This window comes from Klebsiella sp. BIGb0132 (genome assembly GCF_024810075.1).
Taxonomy (GTDB): Bacteria; Pseudomonadota; Gammaproteobacteria; order Enterobacterales; family Enterobacteriaceae; genus Klebsiella; species Klebsiella terrigena.
The window spans coordinates 357,697-382,810 of the sequence record NZ_JANUDW010000002.1 but is presented as its reverse complement, the minus strand read 5'-3'; the positions used below and the strand labels follow the sequence as shown (position 1 = coordinate 382,810).

Genomic DNA, 25,114 nt, shown 5'->3' with positions numbered 1-25,114 from the left:
CCGTCATGTTAAAAAGCATGCGCAAACACGGCATCACGCTGGCACTTTTCGCCGCCGGCTCCACCGGCCTGACGGCGGCTATCAATGAGCTGACCAAATCGACGATTGAAGATCAGGCGTCCCGACAGCAAAAGGCGCTTTTTGACCAGGTGCTGCCGGCAGAGCTGTATAATAACGATCTGCTGAAGAGCTGCTATCTGGCCTCCGCTCCGGCTCTGGGCAAAGGGCAGCATAAGATCTGGATCGCTAAAAATAACGACATCCCGGTGGGCGCGGTCATGGAAACCACCGCGCCGGACGGCTACTCCGGGGCGATTCAGCTGCTGGTTGCCGCAGATTTTAAAGGCACCGTCCTCGGCACCCGAGTCACCGAGCATCACGAAACGCCGGGCCTCGGGGATAAAATTGAGCTGCGTCTTTCTGACTGGATCACCCATTTTGCCGGCAAAGTTATTCATGGACAGAGCGACAGCCGCTGGGCGGTTAAGAAAGACGGCGGCGATTTTGACCAGTTTACCGGTGCGACCATTACGCCGCGCGCGGTCGTCAACGCGGTTAAGCGCGCCGGCCTGTACGCACAAACGCTGCCAACGCAGATTCCCGAATTCACCGCCTGTGGAGACTAGACCATGAGCGAAGTAAAAGACGTTATTGTCCAGGGGTTGTGGAAAAACAACTCGGCGCTGGTCCAGCTGCTGGGGATGTGTCCTCTGCTCGCCGTGACCTCCACCGCCACCAATGCGCTGGGGCTAGGGCTGGCAACCACTCTGGTGCTGACCCTCACCAACCTGACCATCTCCAGCCTGCGCCGCTGGACGCCGGCCGAGATCCGTATTCCTATTTACGTGATGATCATCGCCTCGGTGGTGAGCGTCGTGCAGATGCTGATTAACGCCTACGCCTACGGCCTCTATCAGTCGCTGGGGATTTTTATCCCGCTGATTGTGACCAACTGTATTGTCGTCGGTCGCGCCGAGGCCTTCGCGGCGAAAAAGGGGCCGGCCCTTTCGGCGCTGGATGGTTTCTCGATTGGCATGGGGGCCACCTGCGCCATGTTTGTCCTCGGCTCGCTGCGTGAAATCATTGGTAACGGTACGCTGTTTGACGGCGCCGATAGCCTGCTCGGCGGCTGGGCAAAAGCGCTGCGCATCGAAGTCTTCCATACCGACACCCCGTTCCTGCTGGCGATGCTGCCGCCGGGGGCGTTTATCGGCCTCGGGATGATGCTGGCGGTCAAATATCTCATCGATGAGCGCAGCAAACAGCGCAAGGCCCGGGCGGCAGTTGCCGAAGCCCCGGTCGTCGCGCCCTCTGATGCCGCAGGGAAAGCCTGATGAATAAGAGTAAACGTCTGGAAATTCTGACCCGCCTGCGGGATAACGATCCGCATCCCACCACCGAGCTCAACTTCAGCTCGCCGTTTGAGCTGCTGATCTCGGTGCTGCTCTCGGCGCAGGCGACCGACGTCAGCGTCAATAAGGCGACGGCAAAGCTCTATCCGGTCGCCAATACTCCGGCAGCGATGCTCGACCTTGGCGTCGACGGGGTTAAGTCATATATCAAAACCATCGGCCTGTTTAACAGCAAGGCCGAAAACGTCATTAAGACCTGCCGGATCCTGCTGGAGCAGCATAATGGCGAAGTCCCGGAGGACAGAGCCGCGCTGGAAGCGCTGCCCGGCGTCGGGCGCAAAACCGCCAACGTGGTGCTCAATACCGCCTTCGGCTGGCCGACGATTGCGGTCGACACGCATATTTTCCGCGTGTGCAACCGGACGCAGTTTGCCCCGGGTAAGAACGTCGAGCAGGTCGAAGAGAAGCTGCTGAAGGTGGTTCCCGCCGAATTTAAGGTGGACTGCCACCACTGGCTTATTCTCCACGGGCGCTATACCTGCATTGCCCGCAAGCCGCGCTGCGGCTCCTGCCTGATCGAAGACCTCTGCGAGTTCAAAGAAAAAGTCTACGCAGCCTGAAACTCGACAATACCATTACCCTGCCTGGGGTAATGGTACTGTTAAGCCCCTTTCCACCCTGCCACTTTCGCCATAATTTCGCCAGTTAACAGGGCGATCATCTGCTTATATAACGCTCAGCCAGGTTAATCATTTTTTACGAAGAAAAAATTTCTATACATTTGTGATCCAGATCATCTGCGCAACTTAATGTTAATTTGTTGTTGCTCACTTGATAACGAAAGCCAGCAATTGCCATAGCGCAGCCCTGCTTATCAGGACAATACCCCATCATTTTTTAGGATTATGGCCTATATCACTAGGTTCAAGGCTAATCAGCAGAATATATCGCCTTTATGCGTCATCCTGCGGATGCAGACAGATAAAAATATCACCAATAGCAAATCGGTGAAGTTTAACTCTGCATAACATTTGAATGACCGGCGCATTATAATGCATTGGTTATGTGTAACAGATTATTACAAAGGTATTGCCTGAACGGTCAGGATAGTGAACATTACCTGCCGTTTTCCCTCCAGAATAACTATAAAGGCGGCGGTCATCGAAGATTGCGCCCCGAACACCCCCCGTTAATATGGGATGTAAAAAAAGAGGTATATGTGTCAACTGCAAACAATAAACCAGCAGAAAGCGTGAGTTTGAACGCTTTCAAACAGCCGAAGTCGTTCTATCTGATCTTCTCGATCGAATTATGGGAGCGTTTTGGTTATTACGGCCTGCAAGGGATCATGGCCGTTTACCTGGTCAAACAGCTGGGTATGTCAGAAGCGGATTCTATTACACTCTTCTCCTCCTTCAGCGCGCTGGTCTACGGCCTCGTGGCTATCGGCGGCTGGCTGGGCGATAAAGTGCTCGGCACCAAGCGCGTCATTATGCTGGGGACTATCGTCCTGGCTATCGGCTACGCGCTGGTCGCGTACTCCGGACACGACGCCGCTATCGTTTATATGGGTATGGCGACAATCGCCGTCGGTAACGGCCTGTTTAAGGCGAACCCGTCCTCCCTGCTCTCTACCTGCTATGAGAAAGACGACCCGCGCCTGGACGGTGCATTTACCATGTACTACATGTCCATCAACATCGGTTCGTTCTTCTCTATGCTGGCTACTCCGTGGCTGGCAGCGAAGTTCGGCTGGAGTATCGCCTTCTCCCTGAGCTTTGTCGGCATGCTGATTACGCTTGTGAACTTTATGTTCTGCAAGAAATGGGTGAAAAACTACGGTTCTAAACCCGACTTCGCACCGGTTCATTACGGCAAACTGCTGGCGACTATCGTGGGCGTGGTTATTCTGGTAGTGATTGCCACCTGGCTGCTGCATAACCAGGGCATCGCCCGTATGGTTCTGGGCGTGGTCGCGCTGGGTATCGTCATCATCTTCGCCAAAGAAGCTATCGCTATGAAGGGCGCCGCGCGTCGTAAGATGATTGTCGCCTTCATTCTGATGGTGCAGGCGATCGTCTTCTTCGTCCTTTACAGCCAGATGCCGACCTCTCTGAACTTCTTCGCTATCCGCAACGTTGAGCACGCGATTATGGGCATCAGCTTCCAGCCGGAGCAGTTCCAGGCGCTGAACCCGTTCTGGATCATGGTTGGTAGCCCGATTCTGGCCGCCATCTATAACAAGATGGGCGACCGTCTGCCGATGCCGCACAAGTTCGCTATCGGGATGATCCTGTGCTCTGGCGCATTCCTGGTGCTGCCGCTGGGCACCAAGTTCGCCAGCGATGCCGGTATCGTGTCGGTAAACTGGCTGATCCTGAGCTATGCGCTGCAGAGTATCGGTGAGCTGATGATTTCCGGCCTCGGCCTGGCAATGGTTGCCCAGCTGGTTCCGCAGCGTCTGATGGGCTTCATCATGGGCAGCTGGTTCCTGACCACCGCGGGTGCGGCAATTATTGCCGGTAAGATTGCTAACCTGATGGCCGTTCCGGAAAACGTGACCGACCCGCTGGTCTCTCTGAACGTTTACGGCCACGTCTTCATGCAGATTGGTATCGTGACGGCGGTTATCGCCGCGCTGATGCTGCTGACGGCGCCGAAGCTGAATCGTATGACTCTGGACGACGATAGCGTCGCGAAAGAGCGCGAGACAGCAACCGCCTAATCGCGCCGGGAAAACCCTTTAATTTAGCCGCTAACCTTTCGTTAGCGGCTTTTTTTTTGCCCCTGGGCGGACTAACATACAGAAAACTGCAGCCACGAGGAGTTACCGATGAAACTGTTCTACAAACCCGGCGCCTGTTCTCTTGCTTCGCATATCGCCCTGCGCGAAAGCGGGCTGGACTTCACCTTACAGGGCGTTGACGTGATGAAAAAACGCCTTGAAAACGGGGATGATTACCTGCTGATTAACCCGAAAGGCCAGGTTCCGGCGCTGCTGCTTGACGACGAACTGCTGCTCACGGAAGGGGTGGCGATTATGCAGTACATTGCCGATCGCGTCCCGGACCGGCAGCTGCTGGCTCCGGTGGGCACCGTTGCCCGCTACCAGACTCTGGAATGGCTCAACTACGTTGCCACCGAGCTGCACAAAGGCTTCACCCCGCTGTTTCGTCCGGATACGCCGGAGGATTACAAACCGACGGTACGCGCGCAGCTGGCGAAGAAGCTGCAGTACATTGACGAATCGCTGCAGGATAAGCAGTGGCTTAACGGCCATCGCTTCACCATCGCCGATGGCTACCTGTTTACCGTACTGCGTTGGGCGTACGCGGTGAAGCTGAATATGGAAGGCTATCGTCATATCGAGGCGTGGATGAAGCACATCGCCGCACGCCCGTCGGTGGCGGCTGCGCTGGAAGCGGAAGGTCTGAAGTAAGATTGATGTCCCTGCCCGGACGCGATTCCGGGCAGGCTATCGGCGCCTAGAGCTGCGTGGCGCTGAAGAGATGCTCCGGCTGCGCAATGCGATCCTGCGCCGCCACGACCTGCAGCTCATACTCCTGCATTCCTTTAGTCGCCAGCATAATTTCGTATACCGCAGCGGTAACGTGCTCCAGCGCATCGCGCAGGCTGGCCCCCTGCAGCAGCTTCACCAGCAGCAGTCCGCTGGTCACATCCCCGACGCCTACCGGCTGACGCAGGCCAAAGTCCACCAGCGGACGGCTGATATGCCAGGCTTCGTCACGCGTCACCAGCAGCATTTCAAAACGATCCATGCTAATCCCGGCGCGCGAGAGATGCTTCACCAGCACCACTTCCGGCCCCTGAGCAATCAGCTCGCGCGCGGCGGCTACCGCTTCGCTGACGTTCGCCACCGGATGCTCGCAGAGAATTTCCAGCTCCAACAGATTCGGCGCAATAATGTCGCTGGCAGGCAGCGCATGGCGCACGTGAAACTCGGCCACGCCCGGCGCGACGATGCAACCCTTTTCAGGATGGCCCATCACCGGATCGCAAAAATATTTTGCCGCCGGATTGGCCGCTTTCACCTGACGAACAATCCCGAGAATGTGTTCGCCTTGTTCCGCCGATCCCAGATAGCCGCTGAGCACCGCGTCGCAGCGCTGAAGCTGATTAATATCAGCGATGCCCTGCACGATTTCGCTCAGATGCGCCGGCGGCATAACGCAGCCGGTCCATTTACCGTACTGGGTATGGTTTGAGAACTGCACGGTGTTGAGAGGCCAGACGTTGGCGCCAAGACGGCGCATCGGAAACTCGGCGGCGCTATTGCCGGCATGGCCAAACACAACGTGGGACTGGATGGCGAGGATATTCTTCATCTTGGATACCTGACAGCAAAAAATAAGGGGCGTGGTTTCCCACGCCCCTGCCTTTACGCAATTACTTCCAGCAGACCAGACAGTAATTTTTCTTACCGCGGCGCAGTAAGGTATAGCGACCAAACAGACGGTCGCCATCGCCGAAGACGTACTCCGGGTCGGCCTGTTTTTCACCGTTGATGGTCACCGCGTTGGAGGCGATGGTTTTACGCGCCTGGCCACGGGATGGCTGCAGCTCGGAATCCACCAGCGCCTGCATCAGGTCGGCGCCCTGTTCCATTTCAATCATCGGCACACCGTCCTGCGCCAGCTGCTCGAAGTCCGCTTCGCTCAGCTCGCTCAGGTTGCCGTTAAACAGGCTCTCGGTAATGCGTTTAGCGGCGATCAGGCCCTCTTCACCGTGAACCAGACGCGTAACCAGTTCCGCCAGCACGTACTGCGCGCGCGGCGCCTTGCCGCTGTTCTTGTCTTCTTCCTCGAGGGCATTGATCTCGTCAATTTCCATAAAGGTGAAGAACTTCAGGAAGCGATAGACGTCGGCATCCGCGGTGTTGATCCAGAACTGGTAGAATTTGTACGGACTGGTTTTCTTCGGATCCAGCCATACCGCGCCGCCTTCGGTCTTACCGAACTTGGTGCCGTCCGCTTTGGTGATCAGCGGAACGGTCAGACCAAATACCTGGTTCTGATGCAGGCGACGGGTCAGGTCGATACCGGAGGTAATGTTACCCCACTGATCCGAACCACCGATTTGCAGCGCAACCCCGTGCAGTTCGTTGAGGCATGCGAAGTCATAGCCCTGCAGCAGGTTGTAGGAGAACTCGGTAAAGGAGATGCCCTGATCGTCACGGTTCAGACGCTGCTTAACCGCTTCTTTATTGATCATCTGATTGACGGAGAAATGCTTGCCGATATCACGCAGGAAGGTCAGCACGTTCATGCCGCCAAACCAGTCGTAGTTATTCGCGGCAATAGCCGAGTTGTCACCGCAGTCAAAGTCGAGGAAAGGCGCGACCTGTTTGCGAATTTTATCAACCCACTCCTGCACCGTGTCTTCGGTGTTCAGTTTACGCTCGGCGGCTTTAAAGCTCGGGTCACCAATCAGACCGGTCGCACCACCCACCAGCGCCACAGGCTTATGGCCTGCCTGCTGGAAGCGTTTCAGGCATAACAATGGAACAAGATGCCCCAAATGCAAGCTGTCGGCGGTAGGATCGAAGCCGCAATAGAGCGCGATCGGGCCTTGCGCCAGTCGCTCTGCTAACGCTTCCTCGTCCGTCACCTGGGCTACCAGCCCCCGCTCTTGCAATTGTTTAATCAAGTTACTGCTTGCCATCAAATTCTCCATCTATAAACGACTGCACCTTTGCCGGTACACGACTTTTCGCCAGACGCGAAAAAATACTGCACAAAATGATTCAGGCTGCATCACAGCGGCACGCGTGGGGATCCTCTGGCGCTTACGCGGGTAAGCTACCGGAGCGAGCAGGCACGGATGGCTACGATGCAGCGTGAAAAATGAAGCCTATAGAATAAAGCGCCGGGGAACGTAGCACCAGCGCTTAAAACAACATTTTGCGTCCTTTATGGCGCCAGACGGTCGATTTGCCAGCCTGCGTTTTGCCGCTGGTACAGAAAACGATCGTGCAGACGATGCTCGCCGCCCTGCCAGAACTCCATCTGCTCGATGTTGACGCGGAACCCGCCCCAGAAGCTCGGCAGCGGCACTTCGCCCTGCTGGAACTTTTGCTTCAGCTCAAGGAATTTGCTTTCAAGGATGCCGCGGGCAGAAATACGGCTCGACTGCTGGGAGACCCAGGCACCGATCTGGCTATCGCGCGGGCGGCTGTGGAAGTACTTCACCACTTCCAGCGTCGACAGACGTTCAGCTTTGCCGGTGACCATCACCTGGCGCTCCAGCATATGCCACGGAAACAGCAGGCTGACGCGGGGATTTTTTTCGATCTGGTGCGCTTTACGGCTGCCGAGGTTGGTATAAAACACCAGCCCCTTTTCGTCATAGTGCTTTAGCAGCACGATGCGCTGGTAGGGCTGGCCGCTTTCATCAACGGTGGCCACCACCATCGCCGTGGGGTCGGCCAGGCGGGCATCGCAGGCCTGTCGGAGCCAGCGCTCAAACAGCGCCAGCGGTTCGGCGGGAAGATCGTGGCGACGCAGGCCGCCACGGGTATACTCTCGGCGCAGATGCGCGATTTGCTGCAATTCGTCGTTGTCTGACATGGCCATTGAGAAAAGAGTCTTCGGGTGGCGTTATTGTGCGCCCCCGGGACGGAAATCTCAACGTTTGGCGGTTTGCAGCTGGCAGTTTTCCAGCACCACGCGGTCGTGCTTGTAGACGGTAGCCCCGTCGCCTTTTGACCAGAAGACGTAGACGCCGTCGGTGTAGCGAGCCCCCGACGCCGAGAGCCCCTGCTGCAGATTCAGCTGCTGGTTATCGTAAATGAAGCTCACCTGCTGGCGGACGTTATTGAGATGAACGGTCAGCGGTTTCTGATCGCACTGATACTCCAGCGTATCGGTCTGCATGCGCTCGGCAAACTGATTGTAATAGCTGCAGCCTGCGAGCATAAAAGGGATCACTGCGATAAGGATTTTTTTCATTTGGTTGCCTTCGACTTTCCCGGTCCGGGAGGGTGTTGACCCTCCACTCACTTCATCCAGTTTACCGGTTAATAAAATAGAGCGAGTTCAGTTAACTCTGATTCTGCGGCGCATTCGCCGGGAAAATAGCGCCAAGAACGGAGGCTTCACTGGCGCCGGTCACCGACGGCAGGTTACCGGGCAGCCCGGAGATAGTCCGCCACGCCAGCCACGCAAAGGCCAGCGCTTCCATATCGTCACCGCTGATCCCCGCCGCGTCGGTGGTAGAGACCTCCGTACCCGGCAGCAGCGCCGCCAGCCGCGCCATCAGCAGCGGATTACGGGCCCCGCCGCCGCACACCAGCAGGCGTTCGCAGCCGCCGCTGAGCAGCACCTGCTCGGCGATCGTCACCGCGGTAAGCTCCGTCAGGGTGGTCTGAACGTCCTGCGCGCTAACGCCGGGATAGCGCGCCAGATGCCGCGCCAGCCAACCGTAGTTGAAGTATTCGCGACCGGTACTCTTCGGCGCGGGCAGCGCGAACCACGGATCGCTGAGCATCTCCTGCAGCAGCGGCAGCAGCACCTTGCCTTCGCTGGCCCACTGCGCATCTTTATCGTAAGGCTTGCCGCACTGGCGCCAGATCCACGCGTCCATCAGCATGTTGCCCGGACCGGTGTCGTAGCCGCGTACCGGCAGGCCGGGCGCCAGCAGCGAGAGATTAGCGATGCCGCCAATGTTTAGCACCATCCTGCGCTCGACCGGATGGGCCAGCAGCGCGTGGTGAAAGGCCGGAACCAGCGGCGCGCCCTGGCCCCCAAGCGCCATATCGCGACGGCGAAAATCCCCCACCACCGTGATGCCGGTATGGGCGGCAATCTGGTTGTTGTCGCCGATCTGCAGGGTATTAGGCGCATCGCCCATCGGCTCGTGCCAGACCGTCTGCCCGTGGCAGCCAATCGCAACAATCTCCGAGGCCTGCAGATTTTCCTGGCGCATCAACGCCCGCACCGCATCGGAAAACAGCCGCCCGAGGCGCGTATCAAGCTGCCCCAGCTGCGATAAAGTGAGCGTCTGTCCCTGGCAGATGGCCAGAATCTCTTCTTTTATAGCAACAGGGATGGGATAGGACAGGCTGGCCTGCTGGGCCACAATACTTTCATTAATTACCGCCAGAACAACGTCGATGCCATCCAGGCTGGTGCCGGACATTACGCCAATATAGCGACCTGATTTCATACGCCTTCCTTCATTCCATGACTCTGGTATAGCGACACTCCATCATAAAGACGGGGTCATTGCTATGGGACAATAATTTTTTTTAACACGAAAACGGATAAACCTTAAATCATTCCCGCTGTCAGATAATCAGGTTTTAGCCGCTTTCAAACGGCGCCAAAGCCTGAGCAGAGAAGCCCGAAGCCTCGTGGTTATCAACGCGGCGTTTCGCGTAAAGCGCGTACGTTTAGCTATGGTTAAGACGTCTGTGCTTATTATTTTTTGTATTGTCCACGCGGAAGCTATGCCAGCTGACGCTTAAATGCCATATAATTGACCACATGGAAGTTCAACAGAACACTATTTGGTGAAGGAGATTCATAAATGATTTTACGTGTTTTGGCTGTCTCGATGATTGGTTTTACTCTTGCGGGCTGCGTGAGCAGCAGCGGCCTTTCCGGTGATGTTTACTCCGCATCCGAAGCCAAACAGGTCCAGAGCGTGACTTACGGCACCATCGTGCATACCCGCGCGGTACAGATCCAAAGCGGCGATGACAGCAACGCCATCGGTGCTATCGGCGGCGCAGTTCTGGGTGGATTCCTCGGTAATACCATCGGTGGCGGCACGGGCCGTTCGCTGGCAACGGCAGCAGGCGCGGTGGCGGGCGGCGTAGCCGGTCAGGGCGTGCAGGGCGCAATGAATAAAACCCAGGGCGTTGAGCTGGAAATCCGTAAGGACGACGGCAACACCATTCTGGTGGTCCAGAAACAGGGCAGCACCCCGTTCTCCATCGGTCAGCGCGTGGCGATTGCCGGCAGCGGCAGCCAGGTTACCGTTTCCCCGCGTTAATCTTTTTTCATGCGGCCCTGCGGGGCCGCATTATTCCCAAATATCAATCTATTGACCCCACTTTTTCTCCTTTTGGATTCAGCTCGCCGCGGCGTTAACGAACGGAGATTTGCGCTGGCGCAATATTAAGCGCACGCGTGGCCTTATTATAACCCCTGCCCCACATCATCATGCGCGACAATGACGTCGCTCCGTGCCGTATTATTTTCCAGGGATGAAGAAGATGCTAATTAACTCACGGCCTTTATTAAACAAGGTGTTACTCTATTTACTTATCTGTATTATTGCCACCGGTCTGATACATTTATTTGCCTCCTCATTAATTAGTCGTACATCTACGGCCAGCCCGGTGCTATTGCCGGTGCTAACAATATTTTTATTGATATTACATCTCACGATTTCCTGCTTCATGATAATGAAGTACTGGTGCGTTCGGGAGCGCCTGTACCTGACCGCCATTGCCTGCGCCTTCGCCGGGTCGGCGCTGCTGATGTTGGGAACGCTAAGCGGCCACACGGGCTGGTTTCTCTGCAGCCAGGGCCCCATGCCTAACGCCAACGACGCGCTGATTTTCTTTACCTTCCGCAACGCGATGATGGTAATACTCTTCACTATCGCGATTGTTTTATATCGCTTTCGCCATAGCCCGCGTCTCACCAAAAGGGTACATGCGCTTATTCTGACGGGCTGCCTGAGTTTTACCATCCTGATAATTACTCTGTCGTGGCTTTATTCAAGCAATCATCCGCTATTGAATATCGCGCTGGTCGACAATTTAAGCCATCAGTTCTCCCCGCTTTGGCATAATTTTATCGGGCGAATTTTAGTCGTCAGCTGGCTAATAACGCTGACGCTGTTAATTTATATAAGCCAATTGCAAAATATATTCTGGTATAGCGGCGCATTCTTTTGTTCGGCTTATATATTCACGCTGCTGGTGCTCATGCCGCAGAGCGACATGCTGTATTCGTGGTATCACGCGCGGACGTTCGAAGCCATCAGCACGTTATTTATGTTGTTTGTCCTGCTGTGTGATGTCTTTACGCTGTACCGTCACTCCAACGATAAATACCTGACGTCCTACCAAAACTCAATCCGCGACCCGCTGACCCGCCTGCATAACCGCAGCTATTTCTACGACGCCCTCAACGCACAGCTGACAAAAGCCTCGGCATCCCAGCCGCTGTCGGTGATTGTCAGCGATCTCGATTACTTTAAGCGCATTAACGATAGCTACGGGCACGTGCAGGGGGACAAAGTCATTCAGTTTACCGCCGACGTGCTGCAAAAAAACGTTCGTCCGCAGGACGTGGCCGCCCGCATTGGCGGCGAAGAGTTCGCCCTGCTGCTGGTGAATACCGGTCCAGGGGACGCCGGCGCTATCGCCGAGCGCATCCGTCTCGCGGTCAACGAGCGACAGGACGCCCTGCCGGAAAGAATGACGATCAGCGCCGGGGTATTTACCGCCGTTGACGGCAGCCTGAGCGCCGAGGAGTGCGTGAAGCGGGCGGATACGGCAATGTATGAAGCGAAAAGCGGCGGACGCAACCGCGTCGTCGTGTGGAGTGAGGTGAAGTAAAAAAAGATGAAGGGCCTTGAGAGATCAAGGCCCTGGACAGGTTAATCTTTTGCCTGGAGATCCAGAATATTGTGTTCCAGTTTGCGAATCAAACCGAGCAGCATTTCAACCTCTTGCGTCGAGACGCCGGCCAGAATTTCATCGCGCGTTTTGCTGATAACCTCTTCCATCTCATTGATCAGCGGCTCCGCTTTTTCCGTCAACCGAATACGCTTCGCCCGCCGGTCGTTGGCGCAGGTCTGGCGAGAAATGAGCCCTTTCTCCTCCAGCTGATCCAGCGTACGCACCAAAGAGGGCTGCTCAATTCCGATGGCTTTCGCCAGCTGAATCTGCGACTGCTCGGGCGGCAGCTGATGGATGTTATGCAGCGTGACCCAGTGCGTCTGCGTTAACTCCAGAGGTTTCAGGCGATGGTCGATCAGCGCGCGCCAGACGCGCACTAAACGTGCCAGATCAGAACCCAGTGGCGATTCCAATTTCATCTCCTTATAATTAGCTTGCTAAGTTATTATACTGATTTTAGAATAGTGTGCAGCATTTAAATAATCAAAACAAATGAATTACCTGATTCACTAATATGAAAACAATGATTTACAATGCAAATAATAGCATTACCTGACATTCTCCCTGCAACGGCAAAGGATTTTTGCTTGTGAAACTGAGTCTTAACGCTTGCGGATTGTCGCTCCAGGACCTGGTGTTTGGCGCTTCTATCTATTTCCCTCCCTTGTTTAAAGCCGTCCTGCTGGGATTCTTTCTCTGGCTGATACTACATCGTCAGCTGCGCGACTGGATGTACGCCGGCGACATCTGGCATCCGCTGCTGATGGATCTCTCCCTGTTTGCGCTTTCAGTGTGTCTTGCACTGGTTCTGTTGACCGTCTGGTAATGTTAACTCAATGAAAAAACTAAAATACTTCTCAACTTTACTGATTGTTGCGCTGGCGATTATTGCCGCCTGGCTGGTCTGGAACTACTACACCCAATCGCCGTGGACCCGCGACGGCAAGGTGCGCGCCGAGCAGGTCGGCATCACGCCTCAGGTCTCCGGCAGCATCCTGCAGCTCAACGTCCGCGATAACCAGCTGGTAAAAGCCGGGGAGGTGCTGTTTACGATCGATGACACGCCCTATCGTATTGCCCTACTCGACGCCCAGGCGCAGCTGGCCAAAACCCGCGCGGAGCTGGCAAAAGCTAAGGTCGCGCAGTCGAAGGCCGCCAGCGACGCCGCCCGCCGCCGGGACCTGTCGCGCAACGTGATTTCCGCCGAAGATCTTGAAAGCGCCGGCACCGCGCTGAGTACCGCGAACGCGGTCCTCGACGCGGCCAAAGCCGTAACCGGCGTCGCCCAGGCCAGCCTCGAACACGCCCAGTGGCAGCTCAGCCAGACCGTGATTAAGGCGCCGGTTGACGGCTGGGTCACCAATCTCTCCACCCGCGTGGGCGACTACGCTTCCGTTGGCCGCCCTCTGTTCGCGCTGGTAGACAGCCATTCGTTCTACGTTATTGGCTATTTTGAAGAAACCAAGCTGCGCCATATCCGCGCCGGCGATAGCGCCGAGGTTATTCTGTATAGCAGCAAGCAAAAGTTACAAGGTCACGTTTCCAGCATTGGCCGCGCCATTGTTGACCAAAGCGTTGAAAGCGGCACCGGGCTGGTGGCGGATATTAAGCCAAATATTCCCTGGGTTCGCCTGGCCCAGCGGGTGCCGGTACGCATCGAGTTGAGCGGCCTGCCGCCGGAGATAACGCTTATCTCCGGTACCACCTGCACCGTCTCCATTGGCCGACCATAGTGAAGGTGCAGGCCCTGTCGTGGCGGGCGCTTCCGTGGGTTAAGGCCAGCCGGGCGCAGTGGCGATACGCCCTGCGCAACGGCATTGCCATGTGCCTGGCGCTGAGCGTTGCCTACTGGCTGAACCTGGACGAACCCTACTGGGCAATGACCTCGGCGGCGGTGGTCAGCTTTCCTACCGTCGGCGGCGTTATCAGCAAAAGCTTTGGCCGCATCGCCGGCAGCCTGCTCGGCGCCTGCGCCGCCCTGCTGCTGGCCGGCCATACGCTGAACGATCCGTGGCTGTTCTTATTCAGCATCTCGGCGTGGATCGCGGTCTGCACCTGGGCCTGCGCGATGTACACCAACAACGTGGCCTACGCTTTCCAGCTTGCCGGCTATACCTGCGCCATTATTGCCTTTCCGGTCATCAACGTGACCGACGCCAACGAGCTGTGGACCATTGCCCAGTCGCGCGTTTGTGAAGTCATCGTCGGGATCCTTTGCGGCGGGGTCATGATGATGATCCTGCCCAGCACCTCCGACGGCACCACGCTGTTGACGGCGCTGAAAAATATGCACGCCCGCCTGCTGGAGCACGCCAGCCTGCTGTGGGTGCCGGAAACCACCGATGCGATTCGCACCGCCCACGAAAGCGTTATTGGTCAGATCCTCACCATGAACCTGCTGCGCATTCAGGCCTTCTGGAGCCACTACCGCTTCCGCCGGCAGAACCCGCTGCTCAACTATTTGCTGCACCAGCAGCTGCGTATGACCAGCGTCATCTCCAGCCTGCGCCGGTTGCTGGTTAACTGGCCCGATGCGCCAAAAAATACTCGCGCGGTGCTGGAGACCCTGCTGAGCGAGCTGGCCAGCCCGCGCGCCGATCTCTACTCCGTCGCGCGCATTATTGCCCCGCTGGCGCCCGGGGCCGCCGCCGACTATCGGCACCTGGCGTTCTGGATGCGCCTGCGCTACTTCTGCCGCCTCTATCTGCGGAGCAGCCGCTGGATAGCGCGGGTGGAAAACGCGACGGCGGTGACCGAATTTAACGTCCCATCGGCGCCCGCGCTGGCCCGCCACACCGACCAGGCGGAAGCGCTGTGGAACGGGGTGCGAACCTTCTGCGCGCTGGTGATGGTCGGGGCATGGGGCATCAGCACCCAGTGGCAGTCCAGCGCCGCCGCGCTCACCCTCGCCGCCATCTGCTGCGTACTCTACTCCGTCTCGCCCTCGCCGTTTAAATCGCTGACGCTGCTGATGCGCACCCTGGTGCTGCTTTCGCTATTCAGCTTCGTGGTGAAGTTCGGCCTGATGGTGCAGATAACCGATTTATGGCAATTTTTGCTGTTTCTTTTTCCGCTGCTCACCACCATGCAGCTGCTCAAGCTGCAGATGCCGAAACTGGCGGGCCTGTGGGGGCAGCTGATCGTATTTATGGGCTCGTTTATTTCGGTGACCAACCCGCCGGTGTACGACTTTGCCGCATTCCTTAACGATAACCTCGGGAAAATCATCGGCGTAGGCCTTGCCTGGCTTGCCTTCGCGGTGATAAGCCCGGGCTCGGATGCGCGCAAGAGCCGTCGCCACATCAAAGCGTTACGGCGTCACTTTGTCGACCAGCTTAGCCGCCATCCGCAGCACAGCGAGCACGAGTTTGAGTCTCTGGTTTATCACCATATCAGCCAGCTGAGCAACAGCCAGGATGCTCTGGCGCGCCGCTGGCTGCTGCGCTGGGGGGTTGTGCTGCTTAACTGTTCGCACGTGGTGTGGCAGCTTCGGGAGTGGGAGACCCGCTCCGACCCGCTCTCTCAGGTGCGCGACCTGTGCATCAGCCTGCTGCGGGACGTGATGAGCGAGCGCGGCGTTCAGCAGCGGCCGCTGGCGTCAACGCTGCTGGAGCTGCAGCGCATTTGCGACACGCTTAATCATCACCATCAGCCGGCGGCGAAGGAGCTGGCGGCGGTTATCTGGCGCCTCTACTGCGCGCTGTCGCAGCTGGAGCAGGCCCCGGTTGCCGGAACCATAGAAGAGAGAACCGCGTGAGGCGCTGGCGCTAAAAGAAAAAACCCGGATGCGGCGCGGGCCGTATCCGGGTTTATCGGGCATATCACCGGCGCCGCGAGCGCTCTGGCTGCGCTTACGGGACGTCGTATCCCAGCGCGGCTTTGCGGATGCGGAACCACTGCTGACGGGACATATTCAGCTTTTCCGCTACCAGCGCGGAGCGGACGCGCTCAATTTTGCCGGAGCCGATAATCGGCAGCGGCTGCGACGGCAGGCGCAGGATCCACGCGTAAACTACCTGCTCAATGCTTTCGGCATTCAGCTCCTGAGCCACCCGGGCCAGCTCATCGCGCAGCGGCTGGAAGCTTTCATCATTAAACAGACGACCGCCGCCCAGGCAGGACCACGCCATCGGCCTGATGCGCAGCTGCTGCAGCTGATCTAAGGTGCCGTCCAGCAGCAGCGGCTGATGCACCGGGGAGATTTCCAGCTGGTTAGTCGACAGCGTAAACGGCAGGCGCGATTGCAACAGGGTAAACTGGGCCGGCGTGAAGTTAGAGACGCCGAAGTGGCGCACCTTGCCGCTGTGGTGCAGCGCAAGGAAGGCTTCGGCGACCTCATCGGCATCCATCAGCGGGTCCGGGCGATGAATCAGCAGCAGATCCAGGTGGTCGGTGGCCAGGTTGCGCAGCGACTGCTCGGCGCTGAGCACAATATGGTCGCGATCGGTAATGTAGTGACCAATGGTGTTTTCCGCCCGCGCCATCGTGGCGATGCCGCATTTGCTGACGATCTCCATCCGGCTACGCAGATGCGGAGCCAGCTTCAGCGCTTCACCAAACGCCGCTTCGCACTGATAGTCGCCGTAAATATCCGCATGATCGATGGTTGTGACGCCAAGATCCAGGTGCTGCTCAATAAAGCCGACCAGCTCTTTGGCGGACATTTTCCAGTCCATCAAACGCCAGTAGCCCATAACAAAACGCGAGAATTCCGGCCCCTGCGGGGCCATAGCAATACGCTGAACCATAACAACGTCCTCAACAAAAAAGTGCTTTGAGTATACCCATTTTTGCCATTAAAACAGTGAGGGTTGCTGCGGTTCTTCCGCTGTTTCCGCCTTAGCCGCGCGTAATTTGCGCAACAGGCGCTGACGACACAGCCGCAGAACGTCCTGCTTTTGTACGTCGCTCATCGTTTGCCAGCCGAAACGCTCCTCTCGGCTGCGCAAACAGCCGCGACAGTAGCCGCGTTCGTCCGACTGACAAATTCCCCGGCACGGACTCTGTACCGGGAAAAACTCCAGCTGCTCTGCCACCTCACGCCTCCGGTCACCTCGTTCTCTCTCTCATTGAAGACGTTTCATCCGCGGTTGGCAACTTTTGTTGCTCAGCCTCTGCGCCACGCATCATTTAAAATTATCGCTTGCATTAGACCAATCGGTCTACTACAGTGAGCGGCATGAACAAACATAGCGAATGCGATACCCGCGAACATATCCTGGCCACCGGCGAACAGCTGTGCATGCACCGCGGCTTTACCGGGATGGGCCTGAGCGAGCTGCTGAAAACGGCGGAAGTGCCGAAGGGCTCTTTCTACCACTATTTTCGCTCGAAGGAAGCTTACGGGGTTGCGCTGCTGGAACATCACTACGCCGGCTATCTGCAGCGGCTGGTGGAGCATTTCGCCCACGGCGAAGGCAACTATCGCGATCGTCTGCTGGCCTACTATCAGCATACGCTGACCCAGTTTTGCCAGCAGGGCATTATCAGCGGCTGCCTGACGGTGAAGCTGTCGGCGGAAGTTTGCGATCTGTCGGAGTCGATGCGTACCGAGATGGATAAAGGCGCCAGCCAGATTATTTCGCTGCTTGGCGAAGCGCTGGAAAAGGGCCGTCAGGAAGGCAGCCTGGTCTTCAGCGGCGACGCGTTAACGCTGTCGCAGGTGCTCTACTCTCTGTGGCTGGGCGCCAACCTGCAGGCCAAGATTACGCGCAGCGCAACGCCGCTTGAAAGCGCCCTTGCCCATGCCAAAAGTATTATTGCCGCGCCTGGCGTTTAACAGGCGTTTTTATTTAACGAATTACGAGACGACCGGTCTACTCAGGAGTCATTATGTCCGAATCAAAATTGTTTACCCCGTTGAAAGTGGGTGCGGTCACCGTACCTAACCGCGTGTTTATGGCTCCGTTGACCCGCCTGCGCAGCATCGAGCCCGGCGATATCCCGACTCCGCTGATGGCCGAGTATTACCGCCAACGCGCCAGCTCCGGGCTGATTATCTCCGAAGCGACGCAGATTTCCGCCCAGGCTAAAGGCTATGCCGGCGCCCCGGGTCTGCACAGCCCGGAACAAATCGCGGCCTGGCAGAAAATCACCGCCGGCGTTCACGCCGAAGCGGGACATATTGCCGTACAGCTGTGGCACACCGGTCGTATTTCGCATAACAGCCTGCAGCCAGGCGGCGCGGCGCCGGTTGCGCCTTCCGCCATCAGCGCCGGCACCCGTACGTCGCTGCGCGATGAGAACGGCCACGCCGTGCGCGCCGATACCTCGATGCCGCGTGCGCTGGAGCTCGATGAAATCCCGGGGATCGTCAACGACTTCCGCCAGGCGGTAGGCAACGCTCGCGACGCCGGTTTCGATCTCGTTGAGCTGCACTCGGCCCACGGCTACCTGCTGCACCAGTTCCTGTCACCAACCTCTAACCAGCGTAGCGATCAATACGGCGGCAGCGTTGAAAACCGCGCGCGCCTGGTGCTGGAAGTGGTTGATGCGGTCAGTAAAGAGTGGAGCGCCGATCGCATCGGTATCCGCGTATCGCCAATCGGCAGCTTCCAGAACGTCGATAATGGCCCGAACGAAGAAGCCGACGCCCTGTATCTGATTGAAGAGCTGGCTAAACGCGGCATCGCCTATCTGCACATGTCCGAGCCGGACTGGGCCGGTGGCCAGCCGTACAGCGATGAGTTCCGTCAGAAGGTTCGCGACCGCTTCCCGGGCGCCATCATCGGCGCGGGTGCTTACACGGTTGAAAAGGCTAACGATCTGATTAGCAAAGGGCTGATTGACGCCGTGGCTTTCGGCCGCGACTTTATCGCCAACCCGGATCTGGTTGCCCGTCTGAAGCACAAGGCGGCGCTCAACCCGCAGCGTCCGGAAAGCTTCTACGGCGGCGGCGCAGAAGGCTATACCGACTACCCTACGCTGTAACGCCCTCTTTTATAGCGACAAAACAATAGCGGCGGCCTGACGCCGCTATTTTTTCATCTGCCCGCCCGCAATCCGCTTAGCGACGCGTTCATGCCGGCTGCTGCAGCTGGTAGCCTCCCTGCTCCCGCGCTATAAGAACCGGCAGGCAGCCTAGCAGCCGCTGCGTATAGGCATGCTGAGGATTATCCAGAACCTCATCACTCCAGCCGCTCTCGACCAGAACCCCCTTTTCCATCACCAGCACCCTGTCCGCTATCTGCTCCACGGCGCCGAGATCGTGCGTAATAAACAAGCAGGCGAACCCGTAGTGCCGCTGGAGCCGCTTGAGCAGTTCGAGAATTTGTTTCTGTACCGTCATATCCAGCGCTGAAGTGGGCTCATCGGCAATAATAAAGGCCGGGTGCCGGACAATCGCCCGCGCAATCGCCACCCGCTGGCGCTGTCCTCCCGAAAGCTGATGAGGATAGCGGGACATAAACAGGTCTCCCAGCCCAACCTCATCCAGCACCTCGCGCACCCGCTGCTCGCGCGCGCTGCGGTTCATCGTTGCCACCAGCAGCAGCGGCTCTTCGATAATTTGCGCGACGCGCATCCGCGGGTTAAGCGAGGAGAAGGGATCCTGCTGGATCATCTGGCACTCCCGCCGCCAGGTGGTCATCAGCGCCTTATCCGCCGGATTGAGCGCCCGCCCGCGAAACGCCAGCACGCCCTGGCTGGCCTTTAGCATGCCCGCAATAAGCTTACCGATGGTGGTTTTACCGGAACCGCTCGCGCCGACCAGCGCCACCGTCTCGCCGGCGCGCACGTTAAAGCTGATCCCTTTGACCGCGTGCGTCACCTTTTGCGGGCGGAACCAGGACTTGCGGCCTACGTAGCGGATATCGACATCCGTCAGCGCAATCACGCTTTCCGCCGCCAGCAGCCGCTGGCGGTCCGGCGCCGGCTGGCGTACCGGCAGCGCTTCCAGCAGGCGCCGGGTGTAGGCGTGCTGCGGTTCGGCCAGCAGCCGCTGGCTGTCGTTCTGCTCAACGATTTCGCCTTGTTCCATCACCATAATGCGCGACGCATAGCGTGCAACCATCGACAGATTGTGGCTAATCAGAATAACGGCGCTGCCCTTTTCGGCGGTGAGCGCCAGCATCAGATCCATAACCTCATGCTGTACCAGCACGTCCAGCGCGGTGGTCGGCTCATCGGCAACGATCAGCTTCGGCTCAAGCAGCATGACCGCGGCGATCATCACCCGCTGGCGCATGCCACCGGAAAACTCATGGGGGTATGCGCCTAGTAATTTCCCGGCATCCGCCAGGCCGACGCGCTCCAGCATCGCAATAATCTTTGCCCTTCGCGCGGGCTCGCTAAGGCGAGTGTGTAATGCCAGCCCTTCATCAAGCTGACGGCCAATGGTCATCGCCGGATTTAGCGATGTCATCGGCTCCTGAAAAACCATACCGATGCCCGCGCCGCGCAGGTCGCGCAGCTGCTCCGCGGTAAGGTGATTGAGATCGTGGTCGTCAAAGATTAGCGAATCGGCAAAGCTGGTCACTCCCGTCGGCAGCAGCGAAATTAAAGAACGCATCGCCAGAGTTTTACCGCTGCCGGACTCCCCGACCACCGCCAGCACTTCGCCGGAAGCGAGCGCAAATGAGATGCCTTTTACGACCTCTCGCCCCGCGACGCTAACCCGCAGGTTGCTGACCTGCAATAAGGCGGTTGTATTGTTCATCACTGCATCCTCGGATCGAGATAATCACGTAACGCGTCACCCAGCATGTTTACCCCCAGCAGCGCCAGCGATATACAGAGGCCCGGCAGGAGCGCCAGCCACGGCGCCTGGGCGAGATAGCTGCGGCTGGCGGCCAGCATATTGCCCCACGTCGGTTCCGGAGGCGGCACGCCGAGACCGAGAAATGAGAGCGCGCTTTCTGAAATCAGCACCCAGCCCAGCATCGAGGTTGCCAGCACCGTCAAGGGCGCCAGGCAGTTGGGCAGAATATGACGGCGCAGGATCGCCCATTCGTTATGCCCCATGACCCTGGCCGCAGAGACAAACTCCGCCTCGCGCAATCCCAGCACGGTCCCGCGAACGATGCGCACCACCGAGGGGGTGTAGGCGAGGCCCAGCGACAGAATAATGCCGTAGCGGTTGTTGCCAAGAATGCTCAACAGCGCCAGCGCCAGCAGGATGCCGGGAAAGGCCAGCAGCGCGTCGGTCACCATCATAATCAGCCGGTCCACCGCGCCGCGCAGGTAGCCGCTGATAAGCCCCAGCGTAATACCGACCAACAGCGCAAAGCCGACCGTTACCAGGGAGATAGTCATACTGGCATTCGCCCCGGCCAGCAGGCGGCTCAGCACGTCGCGGCCGTATTCGTCGGTGCCCAGCAGGTGACCCGCGCCCGGAGCCTGCAGCCGCGCCAGAATATTGATCCGCGACGGATCCAGCGGGGTCCAGAAAAAGCCGATGATGCCGGCCAGCGCGATGGTGCCAATCAGCGCGATTCCCAGCAGGGCGTTTGGCGCGAGGACGATATTTTTTCTCTTCACGCAGAAACCCTCGGATTGAACAGTGGATAGAGCGCATCAATCAGCAGATTGGTGAGCACATAGAGCGTGGCGATAAACAGCATACATCCCTGAATAACCGGATAGTCGCGGGCGTAAATGGCGTCCACCAGCAGGCGGCCGAGCCCCGGCAGGCTGAAGACCGTTTCCGTCACCGCCACTCCGCTAAGCAGGTTGCCGAGCGTCAGGCCAATCAGGGTCCACGTCGGCCCGAAGGCATTCGGGAAAACGTGGCGCGTTAACACCGCGCGCTCGCGCAGCCCCTTCGCCCGAGCGTGGGAAACGTAATCCAGCCGCAGCACCTCCAGCGTACTGGCCCGCATCATGCGCACCAGCGCGCCGATCTCCACCAGCACCAGCGTCATCACCGGCATCAGCAGATACAGCAGCCCCGCCTTCAGGTCATCGCTCAATGAGACGTAGCCGACAACCGGCAGCCAGCCCAGCTTCAGGCCGAGCAGCAGCAGAATAAGCAGCCCCATCCAGAAGCTCGGGATCGACAGCAGAAAGGTAGAGAACATCACCAGCCCGGTATCCAGGGAGGAGTTCTGTTTCCATGCCGCCAGCATTCCCGCAGGCACCGCAAGCAGCGAGGCGATAACGATGGCCACCAGCACCACGCTTAGCGTCACGCCGAAGCGCTGCAGAATCAAAGGCAGCACCGCCTGACCGCTCTGGATTGAGTGGCCAAAGTCACCGTGCAGCACGTTTGTGGTCCAAATGAAGAACTGCTGCACGATCCCCTGATCCAGCCCCATGCTGTGGCGCAGATCGGCGAGGCTGGACTCCGTGGCCATATCCCCCAGCATCAGCAGGGCCGGATCGCCCGGCACCATGCGCGTCAGCAGAAAGACCAGCACGGTCACCAGCAGCAGCGTCGGAATAGCAGTCAAAATACGGGTAAGCAGAAACTGCAACATGCGCGTCTCCTTATCTCATCAGGCTTTGCTGACGTTCCACAACCGCGCAGCGGCGGCGAGCCAGGATTTATAGCCGCTGATAGCCTTACGGTGCGCGACAATATCCAGCCCGGGATAAAAGATGATCAGCGGAACATCAGCAATCATCTGCTGGTGCAGCTTATCGGTGATGGCCTGGATCCGCGCCGGATCGTCGACGGTGGCCAGCTCATCGGTCATGGCGATAGCCTGCGGATCGCCCCATACCTTGCGTTTCTGCTTCGTTTTATCGCCCACCAGCTGCTCAAACGCCAGCGCCGGGTTAAAGCGTGCGGAGTAGGTGAAGGTCATCATCTGATAGCGCCCTGACTGATAGCGCTCAAGCTGGGTCGCCCACTCCATGGTGGTGACGCGGGCGTTAATTCCCGCCGACTGCAGCATCGCCTGGATAATAATGGCCATGTCAAAGCTCGGCACGGTCGCGCGTTTATTGGCGATAATCTCCAGCGGCTCGCCTTTATAGCCCGCCTCTTTCAGCAGCTGAGCCGTGCGGGCCGGATCGTACTTATAGCCCTGCTTTTGAATATTGCTGTAAAACGCTGAGGCCACGGAAATGTTGGAGTTGGACGCCTGTGCCAGATTCTGGCTGGTTCCCAGCGCGATCTGTTCGCTGTCCAGCGCAGAGGCTATCGCCTGGCGCAGCTTGACGTTTTTCAGCAGCGGGTCGTCGGTCTGAATCAGCATCACGTGACGCTGGGCGTTCGGCGCCACTTCCAGAGCGATATTGGGGTCTTTTTTCAGGTCGATGCCGTCAATCGGGCTCACCTGCGCCAGATCCACCGCTCCCGACTGCAGGCCCGCCTTCACCGTTGCCGCATCGGGGATCGCCATAAAGCGCACTTCGTCCACCAGCGCCTTTTTGCCGCCGACAAAGCCATCCGCCTTCCCCGCCAGCGCGCTGTAGTCGGCAAAACGCTTCAACGAAACGTATTCGCCATGCTTCCACTCGCCGAAGCTGAATGGCCCGGTGCCGATCGGCGCAATCCAGGCGCCGTCCGCGGCAACCGATTTAGGGCTGATAACCGCGGCCGCGCCGCAGTCGGTGCGCGCCAGGGTGTCCAGAAACAGCGCCACCGGTTTTTCCAGCGTCATGACCACGGTATGCGCATCCGGGGCGCTGACGTCGGTGACATGAATCAACCCGCTGCCGTCAAACTCGCGCAAACATCGCCACTGGGTTTTCGGGTCGTTCCAGTGCTTCCAGCTCCACACCACGTCCTGCGCCGTCATGGCGTCGCCGTTGTGAAACTTCACCCCTTCACGCAGATGGAAGGTATAGGTTTTACCTTCATTACTCACGTCCCACGATGACGAGAGCATCGGCCCCACGGTACCGTCTTCACGGTAGCCCACCATACCTTCCACCACGTGCATCAGGACATCATCGGTGTTTCCGTCCCGGTTGACGCCCGGCTGGCTGCTGCGGATATCCTGATTCAGCGCAAAACGGATAACCTCGCCATCGGCCGCCTGCGCCACCATGCCCGGCAGTAACAGGGCAACAGCTGATAATAATTTTTTCATACCAATCTCTCTGTTAATCGAGCGTGTAGCGCGTGAAGTCGCGGTTAAGTGCCGGAAGCGGGACCACATCCATCATCCCCTCGGCGGGGGTCATCACGATCATCGCCACCGTGGCGGATAAATCGCTACTGAACCCCGGCCGTGGCGGACGGCATACGGAATAGGGGGAGCCGAAGTCATCGAAAAAGGCGTTTTTCATCTCCTCTTCTCCCGGTTTTGCATGGGCATTAAGTAATTCATGGACGCGCCAGCTGCGGTACAGCGAATCCGGCGAGGCATCGATGCCCTCTTCGCGAACTTTGCAGCGTGCGGGCAGGCTCTCCCAGTGGTTGGCATGCACCAGCAGGCCATTTTGCGGATAGAGGGTGAAGCTTTCGTCCGGGGCGCATTCAAAATCGATGGCAAAGCCCTCTTTTGTGCTGAGGATCATATTGTTGGAGCACGACTTCGGCGTGGTGGCGACCACCTTCATCGCCAGCGCCATGTGCTGCTGTTCCAGCGCCTTGCGACGGATCAAGGACAGCGGGACGCCCTGCTGCTGATAATCGCGCTCACAGCGCAGATAGTTCGCGGTGATGGCGATACCGGCGCTGTTCATACCGCTGCGGCCAAGCCCCCCGGCCTCCACAAAAGTCAGGACATCCGGCCCCTGCTGACGCTTAATTTTCACCACCACCGAACTCTCCGCGCACTCCGCGCGCCAGTCCCAGTTTTGACCATGAATCAGTTTTCCGTGCGGGCTGCGCTGCGGCAGGATCACCGCGCCGGTACAGCCATCTTTTATGCTGTCGTCGTGCGGCGTCTGGTACTGCTGCAGGCTGCGCGCCTGGGCGATAACTTCGGTACGGGCGTTGATCATCACAATCGCTTCCAGCGAAACCCCGGAGGCGCAGGCAATGCCGCGCATTTCGTCGAGATAGTCTGCGTCAAACTCGCGGATGATGGCGCTGAAGCTATTAATCAGGCGATCGCGCTGTTCCTGGCCGATCCGCAGGGCGTTGAGCTGGTCGCCGTAAATGGCCACGCTGGCGTGGATCCGAGCCTTAGCCTGCTCACCGTACTGGCAGCCCCGCTCGTACGGCGTGCCGGAAATTTCGATTAAGGGAAAAGGTTGCGTCACGTTATTC

Annotated in this window: 25 protein-coding genes; 12 read left to right on the top strand and 13 right to left on the bottom strand. The window is 58.2% G+C overall.

The features are described 5' to 3' along the window. Positions 1-5: 5 nt before the first annotated feature. The 5 genes from rsxG to gstA all read left to right on the top strand — a co-directional run bounded on the left by rsxG (position 6) and on the right by gstA (position 4,791). Complete coding sequence (gene rsxG, locus M2416_RS08705) at positions 6-626, top strand: electron transport complex subunit RsxG (RefSeq protein ID WP_041145825.1); 621 nt, start codon at positions 6-8, stop codon at positions 624-626. 3 nt (positions 627-629) lie between these two features. Beyond that, positions 630-1,334: an electron transport complex subunit E gene (locus tag M2416_RS08700; RefSeq protein WP_123552206.1), complete on the top strand. Its 705-nt coding sequence runs from the start codon at positions 630-632 to the stop codon at positions 1,332-1,334. Beyond that, positions 1,334-1,972, top strand: a complete 639-nt coding sequence (gene nth, locus M2416_RS08695; protein ID WP_041145827.1) for an endonuclease III — start codon at positions 1,334-1,336, stop codon at positions 1,970-1,972. Before M2416_RS08700 ends, nth begins: the two co-directional genes overlap by 1 nt. 599 nt (positions 1,973-2,571) lie before the next feature. After that, positions 2,572-4,077, top strand: a complete 1,506-nt coding sequence (gene dtpA, locus M2416_RS08690) for a dipeptide/tripeptide permease DtpA (protein WP_041145828.1) — start codon at positions 2,572-2,574, stop codon at positions 4,075-4,077. A 108-nt stretch (positions 4,078-4,185) separates the two neighbouring features. Next, positions 4,186-4,791 (top strand): glutathione transferase GstA, encoded by a 606-nt coding sequence (gene gstA, locus M2416_RS08685; protein ID WP_076946803.1) that lies wholly within the window; start codon positions 4,186-4,188, stop codon positions 4,789-4,791. A 46-nt stretch (positions 4,792-4,837) separates the two neighbouring features. On the opposite strand, the gene pdxY is transcribed toward gstA, so the two are convergent. The 5 genes from pdxY to anmK all read right to left on the bottom strand — a co-directional run bounded on the left by pdxY (position 4,838) and on the right by anmK (position 9,536). Continuing rightward, the gene (pdxY, locus tag M2416_RS08680; protein WP_041145830.1) at positions 4,838-5,698 is read right to left on the bottom strand and encodes a pyridoxal kinase PdxY; all 861 of its coding nucleotides are present in this window, start codon (positions 5,696-5,698) and stop codon (positions 4,838-4,840) included. A gap of 61 nt (positions 5,699-5,759) precedes the next feature. Further along, positions 5,760-7,034, bottom strand: coding sequence for a tyrosine--tRNA ligase (gene tyrS, locus M2416_RS08675; protein ID WP_045858552.1), 1,275 nt, complete (start codon positions 7,032-7,034; stop codon positions 5,760-5,762). 248 nt (positions 7,035-7,282) lie between these two features. Next, positions 7,283-7,939, bottom strand: a complete 657-nt coding sequence (gene pdxH, locus M2416_RS08670; protein ID WP_076946920.1) for a pyridoxamine 5'-phosphate oxidase — start codon at positions 7,937-7,939, stop codon at positions 7,283-7,285. Between the two features lie 57 nt (positions 7,940-7,996). Further along, positions 7,997-8,320, bottom strand: a complete 324-nt coding sequence (gene mliC / locus M2416_RS08665; protein WP_041145832.1) for a C-type lysozyme inhibitor — start codon at positions 8,318-8,320, stop codon at positions 7,997-7,999. A 91-nt stretch (positions 8,321-8,411) separates the two neighbouring features. After that, entirely contained in the window at positions 8,412-9,536 is a 1,125-nt protein-coding gene (gene anmK / locus M2416_RS08660) for an anhydro-N-acetylmuramic acid kinase (RefSeq protein ID WP_259223324.1), read from the bottom strand. A 363-nt stretch (positions 9,537-9,899) separates the two neighbouring features. Here anmK and slyB point away from each other — a divergent pair, with 363 nt between their 5' ends. After that, positions 9,900-10,367, top strand: coding sequence for an outer membrane lipoprotein SlyB (gene slyB / locus M2416_RS08655; protein ID WP_041145834.1), 468 nt, complete (start codon positions 9,900-9,902; stop codon positions 10,365-10,367). Positions 10,368-10,590: 223 nt separating this feature from the next. Next, positions 10,591-11,946: a sensor domain-containing diguanylate cyclase gene (locus M2416_RS08650; protein ID WP_259223321.1), complete on the top strand. Its 1,356-nt coding sequence runs from the start codon at positions 10,591-10,593 to the stop codon at positions 11,944-11,946. 41 nt (positions 11,947-11,987) lie between these two features. Here M2416_RS08650 and slyA read toward each other — a convergent pair whose 3' ends face one another. Continuing rightward, entirely contained in the window at positions 11,988-12,428 is a 441-nt protein-coding gene (gene slyA / locus M2416_RS08645; RefSeq protein ID WP_071844932.1) for a transcriptional regulator SlyA, read from the bottom strand. Positions 12,429-12,598: 170 nt separating this feature from the next. Between slyA and M2416_RS08640 the strand changes: the two genes are divergently transcribed. From M2416_RS08640 to M2416_RS08630, 3 genes are read left to right on the top strand one after another with little or no spacing between them, the layout of a single operon-like run. Beyond that, positions 12,599-12,835, top strand: a complete 237-nt coding sequence (locus M2416_RS08640; RefSeq protein ID WP_076946799.1) for a DUF1656 domain-containing protein — start codon at positions 12,599-12,601, stop codon at positions 12,833-12,835. 10 nt (positions 12,836-12,845) lie between these two features. Beyond that, on the top strand, positions 12,846-13,742 hold the full coding sequence (locus tag M2416_RS08635) for an efflux RND transporter periplasmic adaptor subunit (protein WP_259223315.1): 897 nt from the start codon (positions 12,846-12,848) through the stop codon (positions 13,740-13,742). Beyond that, on the top strand, positions 13,742-15,766 hold the full coding sequence (locus tag M2416_RS08630) for an FUSC family protein (RefSeq protein WP_259223314.1): 2,025 nt from the start codon (positions 13,742-13,744) through the stop codon (positions 15,764-15,766). The genes M2416_RS08635 and M2416_RS08630 overlap by 1 nt, the downstream gene beginning before the upstream one ends. Positions 15,767-15,860: 94 nt before the next feature. Here the strand turns inward: M2416_RS08630 and M2416_RS08625 are convergent, their stop codons facing one another. Together M2416_RS08625 and M2416_RS08620 are read right to left on the bottom strand one after the other, a co-directional pair. Then, a complete protein-coding gene (locus tag M2416_RS08625; RefSeq protein WP_041145840.1) occupies positions 15,861-16,757 on the bottom strand; it encodes an aldo/keto reductase in 897 nt (298 codons plus the stop codon). Positions 16,758-16,805: 48 nt separating this feature from the next. Then, positions 16,806-17,045 (bottom strand): DUF1289 domain-containing protein, encoded by a 240-nt coding sequence (locus M2416_RS08620; RefSeq protein WP_041145841.1) that lies wholly within the window; start codon positions 17,043-17,045, stop codon positions 16,806-16,808. A gap of 143 nt (positions 17,046-17,188) precedes the next feature. Here M2416_RS08620 and M2416_RS08615 point away from each other — a divergent pair, with 143 nt between their 5' ends. Beyond that, entirely contained in the window at positions 17,189-17,788 is a 600-nt protein-coding gene (locus tag M2416_RS08615; RefSeq protein ID WP_076946794.1) for a TetR/AcrR family transcriptional regulator, read from the top strand. 53 nt (positions 17,789-17,841) lie between these two features. Beyond that, a complete protein-coding gene (nemA, locus tag M2416_RS08610) occupies positions 17,842-18,939 on the top strand; it encodes an alkene reductase (protein WP_041145843.1) in 1,098 nt (365 codons plus the stop codon). Between the two features lie 88 nt (positions 18,940-19,027). On the opposite strand, the gene M2416_RS08605 is transcribed toward nemA, so the two are convergent. The 5 genes from M2416_RS08605 to M2416_RS08585 are packed head-to-tail and all read right to left on the bottom strand — an operon-like array spanning position 19,028 to position 25,107. Next, positions 19,028-20,665 (bottom strand): dipeptide ABC transporter ATP-binding protein, encoded by a 1,638-nt coding sequence (locus tag M2416_RS08605; protein WP_259223312.1) that lies wholly within the window; start codon positions 20,663-20,665, stop codon positions 19,028-19,030. Then, positions 20,665-21,486 (bottom strand): ABC transporter permease, encoded by an 822-nt coding sequence (locus M2416_RS08600; RefSeq protein ID WP_259223310.1) that lies wholly within the window; start codon positions 21,484-21,486, stop codon positions 20,665-20,667. The genes M2416_RS08605 and M2416_RS08600 overlap by 1 nt, the downstream gene beginning before the upstream one ends. Then, a complete protein-coding gene (locus M2416_RS08595) occupies positions 21,483-22,424 on the bottom strand; it encodes an ABC transporter permease (RefSeq protein WP_123708164.1) in 942 nt (313 codons plus the stop codon). Before M2416_RS08595 ends, M2416_RS08600 begins: the two co-directional genes overlap by 4 nt. 18 nt (positions 22,425-22,442) lie before the next feature. After that, entirely contained in the window at positions 22,443-23,987 is a 1,545-nt protein-coding gene (locus tag M2416_RS08590; RefSeq protein ID WP_259223307.1) for an ABC transporter substrate-binding protein, read from the bottom strand. A gap of 13 nt (positions 23,988-24,000) precedes the next feature. After that, positions 24,001-25,107: a C45 family autoproteolytic acyltransferase/hydolase gene (locus tag M2416_RS08585; RefSeq protein ID WP_076946789.1), complete on the bottom strand. Its 1,107-nt coding sequence runs from the start codon at positions 25,105-25,107 to the stop codon at positions 24,001-24,003. Positions 25,108-25,114: the final 7 nt, after the last annotated feature.

Bases quoted from the DNA above. Each gene is read 5' to 3' on its own strand.
- rsxG (WP_041145825.1), top strand. From the start codon at position 6: ATGTTAAAAAGCATGCGCAAACACGGCATCACGCTGGCACTTTTCGCC.
- M2416_RS08700 (WP_123552206.1), top strand. From the start codon at position 630: ATGAGCGAAGTAAAAGACGTTATTGTCCAGGGGTTGTGGAAAAACAAC.
- nth (WP_041145827.1), top strand. From the start codon at position 1,334: ATGAATAAGAGTAAACGTCTGGAAATTCTGACCCGCCTGCGGGATAAC.
- gstA (WP_076946803.1), top strand. From the start codon at position 4,186: ATGAAACTGTTCTACAAACCCGGCGCCTGTTCTCTTGCTTCGCATATC.
- pdxY (WP_041145830.1), bottom strand. From the start codon at position 5,698: ATGAAGAATATCCTCGCCATCCAGTCCCACGTTGTGTTTGGCCATGCC.
- tyrS (WP_045858552.1), bottom strand. From the start codon at position 7,034: ATGGCAAGCAGTAACTTGATTAAACAATTGCAAGAGCGGGGGCTGGTA.
- pdxH (WP_076946920.1), bottom strand. From the start codon at position 7,939: ATGTCAGACAACGACGAATTGCAGCAAATCGCGCATCTGCGCCGAGAG.
- mliC (WP_041145832.1), bottom strand. From the start codon at position 8,320: ATGAAAAAAATCCTTATCGCAGTGATCCCTTTTATGCTCGCAGGCTGC.
- anmK (WP_259223324.1), bottom strand. From the start codon at position 9,536: ATGAAATCAGGTCGCTATATTGGCGTAATGTCCGGCACCAGCCTGGAT.
- slyB (WP_041145834.1), top strand. From the start codon at position 9,900: ATGATTTTACGTGTTTTGGCTGTCTCGATGATTGGTTTTACTCTTGCG.
- M2416_RS08650 (WP_259223321.1), top strand. From the start codon at position 10,591: ATGCTAATTAACTCACGGCCTTTATTAAACAAGGTGTTACTCTATTTA.
- slyA (WP_071844932.1), bottom strand. From the start codon at position 12,428: ATGAAATTGGAATCGCCACTGGGTTCTGATCTGGCACGTTTAGTGCGC.
- M2416_RS08635 (WP_259223315.1), top strand. From the start codon at position 12,846: ATGAAAAAACTAAAATACTTCTCAACTTTACTGATTGTTGCGCTGGCG.
- M2416_RS08625 (WP_041145840.1), bottom strand. From the start codon at position 16,757: ATGGTTCAGCGTATTGCTATGGCCCCGCAGGGGCCGGAATTCTCGCGT.
- M2416_RS08615 (WP_076946794.1), top strand. From the start codon at position 17,189: ATGAACAAACATAGCGAATGCGATACCCGCGAACATATCCTGGCCACC.
- nemA (WP_041145843.1), top strand. From the start codon at position 17,842: ATGTCCGAATCAAAATTGTTTACCCCGTTGAAAGTGGGTGCGGTCACC.
- M2416_RS08605 (WP_259223312.1), bottom strand. From the start codon at position 20,665: ATGAACAATACAACCGCCTTATTGCAGGTCAGCAACCTGCGGGTTAGC.
- M2416_RS08595 (WP_123708164.1), bottom strand. From the start codon at position 22,424: ATGTTGCAGTTTCTGCTTACCCGTATTTTGACTGCTATTCCGACGCTG.
- M2416_RS08590 (WP_259223307.1), bottom strand. From the start codon at position 23,987: ATGAAAAAATTATTATCAGCTGTTGCCCTGTTACTGCCGGGCATGGTG.